Source organism: Sphingobacterium cavernae (assembly GCF_008520265.1).
Lineage (GTDB): Bacteria > Bacteroidota > Bacteroidia > Sphingobacteriales > Sphingobacteriaceae > Sphingobacterium > Sphingobacterium cavernae.
The window spans coordinates 1-7,832 of the sequence record NZ_VIQM01000088.1 but is presented as its reverse complement, the minus strand read 5'-3'; the positions used below and the strand labels follow the sequence as shown (position 1 = coordinate 7,832).

The window sequence follows — 7,832 nt, the reverse complement described above, 5'->3', positions numbered from 1 at the left end:
AAATCTTTCAATAAGAGAATGGACTTGCAAAAATGGACACGTTTTAGACCGTGATTTAAACGCTGCAAAAAACATTCTGAAAGAAGGATTAAAAATAATATCGTCAGGAACTGGCGATTACACGGGCAGAGACTCAAATAAGACTTTGGCAACAAAGCACAAGTCTGTGAAGCCCGAAGCCCATTTGTCTTTAGCAAATGGGTAGTTCACCTATGTCATAAATGTCTGGTTAACAAATCCGTTCTAATCTTATCGACCGGTTTCAAAAATTTTTCGTGAACTAGGAGTATCTATTTTACAAACGTCCGTTTAGGGATTGCTTTGTTTACTTTTCCACCTCGATCAAACAATACTTAAAACTCACTGTCTTTCCATTAATAAGCTTCCTGAGAGATCTGCTTAGAGGTATATAGAAATAGTTAATATTCCGAAATTTATCTTAATAATCCGAAAATTTTAGCAGTGAATTTTTAAATAGTTAATATTATTTATACTAATTAAAATATAAAATCTATATTTGACGCTGTTTATAATAAGTCTAAATAAAAACAATATAAATGGTATTTTAAATCAATATTAATTTGATTTCCTAAAATAAAAAAAGAGCGTCATGTGTAAGACGGTAATCTTTACATGACGCTTTCTTAAATCAGCGGTAACTGATATAAGTTTCCATACAATAGTATGGGACCTTCAACAAGCAATTATGGAAGGACATGCAAGATAGGAAAAATCAAACAATTCTACATTCGTTTGAAAAATTTGTCGAACACTGTCCTTTCATTTTTAAATGTCATTGTAATAATTGACAGTAGTAAATGAATGAAACAGATTATTAAAGAAAATAAGCGACGCATCGTTGACTATAACCATGTGCTTATAAATAATTGACAAATAAATATCAAACATGAAAACAGTAAAATTAATTGTTATGCTTTTATCCATTTTTGCATGTAAAATGGTTTCTGCTCATGCATTATGGATTGAAACAATTCCATTAGGTGCAAAAGGTAAAGAACAAGAATTAAAAATTTATTATGGTGAATATAGCGAAGGTCTTATTGAACCTTTAGACAAATGGTATTCTGATGTTAAAGATTTTAAAATTTATGTTCTTTCTCCAAGTAAAAAGAAAACAGAACTTTTGAAAGCACCGGTCACTGACTATTACAAAGCAACATTTACTCCCAGTGAAGAAGGTACTCATATTGTATATATCGAGCATCCTGCAAAAGATACTTACAAAACAACTGCATTTGAATTTCTTGCTATGGCAAAAGTCCAGTTAGGCAATATAACTCCAACTCCACTAGGTTTATCATTAACAATTGATCTTGATCCTAAATATTATAAAGTTGGAGATTTAATCAATGCAAAAATTATGCGAAATAATGAAATTTTTGTAAATGCAGAAGTGGAAGTTGTTTTGCCGGATGGTTGGGTTAAAAAGTTTAAAACGAACAATTCTGGAATAATAAGCTTTAGTGCTCCGCTTAAAGGAAAGTATCTATTAGAAGTAACAGATACTGAAAATAAAGATACCAATTGGTTTGGAACTACGATAGACAAAATATGGCGTGTCAATACTGTTGTCATTTTTGTAAAATAAAATCTATCTAAATCATTCTATAAAGGTATTAAAATGACTAATTATTTATTAGCGGTACTGAAAAGTGCAGTATACTCATTATTTGGAAAAATAACAATCCAAATTAATAAATCGCTATGTACTTGTGCTTTCATGCTAGTAGTCCTGAATATGACTTATGCACAAGATTATTCTTTATCCGGAATAATCCAGGGAAATAATAATCAACCTATTTCTGGTGTAACCGTAAAAGTAGAGCGTCAAACAGTGTTTACAGATAATTCTGGTTTTTACAAGATTAATAATATTAAAAATAGGACAGTTGATATTGTCGCTCAAGCCGTAGGTTTCCATGAATTTAAGCATCGTATTTTACTTAAAGATCTTAATAATAGTTTGGACATCAAGCTGATTAGTCAGAATGTAAAAATTGATGAAGTTGTTGTGACAGGATTGACTAAATCACAATTAACCAATCGTATGGCGTTCAATGTAACTTCAATAGACGCAACGAAATACTATAACAGTACCTTAAATATTGGTGATGCACTGGATCAAGTACCGGGAGTCCGTGTTCGGGAACAGGGTGGTTTAGGATCAAATATGAACGTTGCCATCAATGGTTTTTCAGGAAGTCACATAAGATTTTTTATTGATGGTATTCCAATGGATAATATGGGATCTACCTTTCAAATGAATACTATACCTATAAATATGGCGGAAAATATAGAAGTATTCAAAGGAGTTGTGCCCATTTGGTTGGGGTCAGATGCCTTGGGTGGAGCTGTAAACATTATTACCAATAAATCCAATAGAAACTATATTGATGCATCATATTCATTTGGTTCTTTCAATACACACCGAACAACCTTTAATGGGGCTGTAACATCAAAAAATGGATTAACTTTTGAATTAAACGCATTTCAAAATTATTCAGACAATAACTATAAAGTATTTATTGAAAAACATAATAATAGAAGAGATAACTACAAAAATGATACTGAGGTTGAGCGATTCCATGATAAATTTCATAACGAATCTATAATAGCAAATTTAGGTGTCGTCAATAAATCGTATGCTGATAGACTTTTATTCGGTATTACTTTAGGTAAAAACTATAAAGAAATACAGACAGGAGCGAGGATGGAATCTGTTTTTGGTGCTTGGCATCGTCGTGGAAATATTGTGATGCCTAGTTTAAAATACAGTAAAAATGACCTTATCAAAGGATTAGATGTAATGCTTAATGCCAATATAAATTTAGGTACAGAACAAACCATTGATACTGTAGCTAAAAGATTTGATTGGTTTGGTGATACTAATGCTGGATTACCGCCAACCTCAGGCGAACGTTCTAGAACAATGTACAAATACAAAAATAGGGATGGTATAGTTACATCAAATATAAATTATAATTTAACTGATAAGCAGGTGTTTACTCTTAATAATGTATTCAATACATTTAATAGAAGTGGATCTGATGAGTTAAATCCTCAAAATAATCAATATGAGTATGCAAAAATATCTCAAAAAAATGTATTGGGTTTTGGGTATCAGTTAAAGGAAGAGGGACTTTGGAGCGCAACTTTTTTTGGTAAATTTCTTTCCCAAAAGAATAAAAATGGAATTACGAATTCAGTAAATTCTAATCGATTTGGATACGGTACAGCATTATCTTATTTCTTTAAAGATAATTTACAACTAAAAGCTAGTTATGAATTAACGAATAGAATGGCTACACCCTATGAGTTATTTGGCGATTTAGAAAATCAAGATGCTAATACGAATCTCAAACCCGAAAGCAGCAATAATTTCAACCTAGGTATGATGTACCAATTTGAGCTAAATAATATAAACAAATTTGGCTTGACGGCAGGCGTCGTATATAGAAATGCAAAAGACTTTATCTATCAACGTTTAAACCAAAATCAAAGTAAATACATGGCGGATAATAGAGAAGGTGTAAGAACCGTAGGTGCTGATTTAGAATTTAGATACGATTTTAAATCATGGTTATCTGCAACATCCAGTTGGACGTATCAGTATTTACAAAATATGCAGAAATATGAAGATGGATATACCGATGTAAGTCCTGTTTACAAAGATCAAATGCCTAATATTCCTTATCTATTTGGTAATCTAGCCGTTGATGTACATTTTCCTGAATTTACGGGAAAGCACAATAGGTTAACAGCTGGATACAATCTACAGTATGTACATGATTTTTACCTCTATTGGCCAAGTCGTGGTGCTACAAAAAACACAATCCCCAAGCAGCTAAGTCATGATTTGAACTTCGTATACAGCATGTATGAAGGTCGCTACAATATAGGCCTTGAGGCTAGAAATCTTACGAATGAAAGATTGTATGACAACTTCAGTATGCAAAAACCAGGTAGGGCATTTTACCTTAATTTTCGCTACTTCATTAGAAAAAATAATAACAAATAAATTAAAGTACACATGAATATTAAAAACTTTTTATTTACAGCCTTAGCTTTAAGTACAGTATTAGGTTGTTCCAAAGATGATACAGAAAATCCTGCAGAAAAAGGAAATTTCATAGTTGCTGTAACTCCAGTTGCTGCTACAGGTGTGGCAGATTATCTGCTAACTACAAATAGTTTGGATACCGGTAGAGTAACTACTGCTGGACAAGGCGTTGAACAAGATGGTACCTACAGATATTATGTGACACACAACAATAAGTTTTTTAGCATGCTATATGGCCAAGGAAACCCTGGTGCTGTTACCGTGTATAATATTCTTAATGGAAGCTTAAATAAGCTAGCCAATGCGGTAACTGAAACTGTTCAAGCATTTGCTCCAGTCAACGATGATATCTTGATGATGAAGATTTCAAGAAGTAATACAAATCCTGTAACCAGCTGGTATCAATTTAATACGAATAATTTAGCAATAGGAAATCAGGGATCGATTAATACGGCAGATCTAGCAAATAATGGAGAACTAGCCTTTTTTAGTTGGATAAAACAGGTTGGCACGAAGGTATATGCTCCATACTTCACCGTTAAAGGATGTTGTTCAGCTACTTTTGGAACGGATTATCCAGACCAGGCTTGGGTAGCAGTATATTCATATCCAAATATGACTTTAGAAAAGATCATTAAAGATGATCGTACTAGTTTTATTGGTCGATATTTTACGGACGGTCTAGAATTGGTAGAAAATGGAGATGTTTATGCCTTCTCATCTTCTGTAGCTACTTCTATGGGGACTAATACGACGATGAATAGTACAAAGCCTTCTGCAGTAACACGAATTAAAGCTGGAACAACGGAGTTCGATAAATCATTCTATATCAACTTTGAAGAACTTTCTACTGGTTTAAATATTACCAATTGGTTGTATGTTGGTAACAACAAGTTTATAACATTTTCAAGTACCAAAGAAAATAAAGGTGCTTATACCGCTGGAAATATTATTGGCGTATTGGATGTATCTACAAAAAGTTGGAAAGCTGTTACTGGCCTACCAGATACGACAGATGTAAAGGGGTATACTACGAACAATTATTCGGATGAGGGCGGTCGATATGGATATATCGGTCTGAACTTAACATCAGGTATAGGTTATGTCTATAAAATTGATGCGAATACCGCTAGTGCAACAAGAGGTTTAAAAATAGAAGGTGGAACTTTAACAGCCATTGAACATTTAGACTAATCTGTCTAAATTATCTTAATCCATCTACCATAGAATTGATACTATGGTAGATGGATCTTTTTCCACTATTACCAATATTATTTATGTATACCATTACGCTAGCGATTACGCTCTCAGCTGTATTTTTATGGTTTAATTCAAGCAAAAAAGTCAAGTTTGGCAAGAGACCTATTTGGCTTGAGAAAATTATAGAAAACAAAAAAAGAACTCAAATCTTATCCTTATGCTTAGGTTTATGTAGTCTTTTACTAACAGTATGTTCTCTGGGATTCGGCGCGGGGATATTTGCTTGGTTGGTGTATAGTATGGGATTTTTGAGCATGGTAATTTTGCTTTATCCTTATCAATATATAAAGTACACTCATGTCATCATTATTTTCACATTTTTTCTATTCGTCGAATTGACAAGTTATTATATCCTATTGCAATAACAATATGCCTGCAAATAAAAAATACTTAAGTAGCCCGTGGCAGCGTTTTTTGAAAATTACCGCTGGGTTCATAGGGGGGTACTGTGTGATGATCAGCTTTCATCTCTTGATGACGCACATATTCGAAAAAAAGAACTTGATAATAACGGCTTTTATAACAGGCTATATACTATGGGCGATATTGTTATTAGTTGCATTTCTAGCAAAAAATGGTTGGAAAATTTGGGGTATTTATCTGCTTCTGGCAGTTATGTTTTATCTACCATTTTTAATTAAGTAATCCTAAATATGAATATTAGAAATTACAACATCTATTTTAATACCCATACCATATCGGGAATAGTAATTTGTGCTTTGTTATATGTTATCTTTTTTGCTGGCTCTTTTTCTTTTTTTAGAAAAGAGATTTCTGCTTGGCAAAAAAATACAAGCTATCATAATCAGAAAGTTAACCCTGCGCAGTACAGTAAGTTTTTAGATTCCTTATCAAATGGCTATAACTTAAAGGGACGAGATATTCATTTTTATCTCCAACAGAATGGCACAAAAGGTTATGTACAGATTAGTGCATCTCAGGATTCTATACTTAACACGCAGAATTTAGAAGCACTTAAAAATAACCCTGAAAATTCTAAAAAAGGAAAGGGAAGAAGGGGAAGAGGAGAACAGGGTGATGGTAAATATATATATCAAGATTTTTTGAATAATAAGGCAGGTGACTATGCCAGTAATTATGATATGGGTGAGTTTCTTTACCGATTACATTTCCTCGCTCAATTAAATGAAGTACCTATACAGGTGGGGATTGCCCCTTTCGGATATTTAGTAGCCGGGATTACCGCTTTTCTTTTTTTGTTCGCATTAATCACAGGATTACTATTGCATTGGGATAAAATAGTTTCCAACTTTTTTACATATCGTCCTTTTAGTAAATGGAAGACAGTCTGGACAGATATGCATACCGCCTTAGGTGTTATAGGGTTTCCTTATCAATTTATGTTTGCTGTCACTGGTATAGTCTTAATCATTAATACTGTGTTAATTACGCCCTTTGCCAATCATTTATACGATGGTAAAAAGGATAAATTGTATGAAGATTTAGAAACAACACAAAGCTATCCATTAGTATACAGTTATAAGGGTTTAAATCAGGAATTTACTTTTGATAAGTATCTACAGATGGCAAAGGACAAGTGGCCAGATAGTGAATACAAAAGACTTACATTGAAGAATTATGGTGATGAAAACATGTATGTTGTGGTTGAAGTGGAGCCGCATTATAACAAGAGTTTTGCTGGATCAGGGATATTGGCTATTCAGGTACTTGGAGACAACGTGTTGGAAGAAAAATCTATCTATACCGATGTTACCTACATTAATAGAGTCAGAAGTCTGATATATCGTTTACATTTTGGTGATTTTGGCGGATACCCCGTAAAAGCATTATATTTTGTGTTAGGAGTTATGGGCTGCTTAGTGATTATTTCAGGGATTTTGGTTTGGTTGGTCGCCCGAGATAAGAACAATGTAATACCAAGAAAAAGAAAATTTAATTTTTGGACAGCGAATGTTTTTTTAGCACTTTGCTTAAGTATGCTACCTGTTACGGCTATTACTTTTATAGCTATAAAACTTAGCCCTACTGTTGATCAACAATTTATTTATCGAGTTTACTTTTGGAGTTGGTTATTGTTTGCGGCATATTATATCGTTCGAAAGAATTTATACAGAACCAATAGGGAGGCATTATTTATTGGAGCTATTAGTGGATTGTTAGTCCCCATTGTTAATGGAGTAAAAACAGGAAATTGGTTCTTTAATAATTTTATTAATGGTAAGTTGGATTTATTTATTGTTGATTTTCTTTGGTTATTATTAGGGCTAATTAGTCTTATAGCTTATAATAAAATAAGAACTTATAATTTGAAATCTTGATATTATTTTATAAAACGGAGCGTAAAACCCACAGGTCTTTAGCCTGTGGGATGTAAGCGACTCCCCCTGATTGAGAATATACTCAGGAATAGTATCAGGAGATGCTTCACCTATTGAACAAACAAAATAACCATCAGACCAGAAAGTATGTTCTTTCCAAAAATGTTTAAATAAGAATGACCTGTGTGGTG

At 33.0% G+C, this 7,832-nt stretch carries 6 protein-coding genes and 1 pseudogene; 6 read left to right on the top strand and 1 reads right to left on the bottom strand.

The window, feature by feature from the left end:
• The 6 genes from FLS47_RS18310 to FLS47_RS16010 form a co-directional block, all read left to right on the top strand.
• Window positions 1-205: transposase (locus FLS47_RS18310; protein ID WP_223225369.1), on the top strand; the 205-nt coding region annotated here is incomplete at its 5' end.
• A gap of 702 nt (window positions 206-907) precedes the next feature.
• Complete coding sequence (locus FLS47_RS16030) at window positions 908-1,609, top strand: DUF4198 domain-containing protein (RefSeq protein ID WP_149915346.1); 702 nt, start codon at window positions 908-910, stop codon at window positions 1,607-1,609.
• A gap of 33 nt (window positions 1,610-1,642) precedes the next feature.
• Window positions 1,643-4,039: a TonB-dependent receptor gene (locus FLS47_RS16025; protein WP_149915345.1), complete on the top strand. Its 2,397-nt coding sequence runs from the start codon at window positions 1,643-1,645 to the stop codon at window positions 4,037-4,039.
• A gap of 12 nt (window positions 4,040-4,051) precedes the next feature.
• Entirely contained in the window at window positions 4,052-5,275 is a 1,224-nt protein-coding gene (locus FLS47_RS16020) for a DUF4374 domain-containing protein (protein ID WP_149915344.1), read from the top strand.
• Window positions 5,276-5,742: 467 nt separating this feature from the next.
• Window positions 5,743-5,982 (top strand): hypothetical protein, encoded by a 240-nt coding sequence (locus FLS47_RS16015; protein ID WP_188347461.1) that lies wholly within the window; start codon window positions 5,743-5,745, stop codon window positions 5,980-5,982.
• A 12-nt stretch (window positions 5,983-5,994) separates the two neighbouring features.
• Entirely contained in the window at window positions 5,995-7,641 is a 1,647-nt protein-coding gene (locus tag FLS47_RS16010) for a PepSY-associated TM helix domain-containing protein (RefSeq protein ID WP_149915342.1), read from the top strand.
• Window positions 7,642-7,704: 63 nt separating this feature from the next.
• On the opposite strand, the pseudogene FLS47_RS16005 reads toward FLS47_RS16010, so the two are convergent.
• Window positions 7,705-7,832, bottom strand: a pseudogene (locus FLS47_RS16005) (transposase); the annotation flags it as partial.